Source organism: Treponema sp. JC4 (genome assembly GCF_000260795.1).
Classification (GTDB): Bacteria; Spirochaetota; Spirochaetia; order Treponematales; family Treponemataceae; genus Treponema_D.
The window spans coordinates 1-623 of sequence record NZ_AJGU01000128.1 but is presented as its reverse complement, the minus strand read 5'-3'; the positions used below and the strand labels follow the sequence as shown (position 1 = coordinate 623).

Here is a 623-nt window from a genome sequence, read left to right as displayed (position 1 = left end):
GATTTTGAAAGAATAGCTGTTCTTATACGGTGTAATAAAAGATGATTATATCTATGGCAAATATGGAGTCGATTTAATGAGTATACACATTGGTAGTAATAACAAAATAAAGAATTCTGTAATTGCAGAAAATTATTCTGATAAAGTAGTAGTAGATAAAAAGAAGTTTTTTCAAAAACATCCAATAGTATGTGGAGTTTTTATTGCTGTAATTGCAGGATTTATTTTGACATTTTCTTTTTGGGAAAAAATCAGAATGTTTTTTGAAGGTTTATTCTAACGATGGAAAAGAGTAAAGTTATTTTGGATTTGGTTAATTCAAATGGTTCTATATCTGATATTTTGTTTCGCTTAAAACTTTTACTTTCAAATTTCGATAATGATGAAATCTTAACTTGGGTTAATAATGAAATATCTGGTTATTCAGAAGATTCTAAAGTTCCTAAGTATAGGCATATTCGAGGTATTATAAAATGTGATATTTTGCATGGCTATCAGTATTATTATAATCAATTTCTTCCCATATCGTATTCAGATAAAGATATTCTAAAAATCATTACAATGCATTGTCGTGAATCAATAGCTGCAATAGAAACAATGCGACAAAAGATGAAGGTGAGTAT

The 623-nt window shown here is 27.3% G+C and carries 1 protein-coding gene and 1 pseudogene; both read left to right on the top strand.

The window, feature by feature from the left end:
- Window positions 1–76: 76 nt before the first annotated feature.
- Window positions 77–280 (top strand): hypothetical protein, encoded by a 204-nt coding sequence (locus MSI_RS13595; protein ID WP_007590614.1) that lies wholly within the window; start codon window positions 77–79, stop codon window positions 278–280.
- A 2-nt stretch (window positions 281–282) separates the two neighbouring features.
- Window positions 283–623: pseudogene (locus MSI_RS13590) on the top strand (hypothetical protein); the annotation flags it as partial.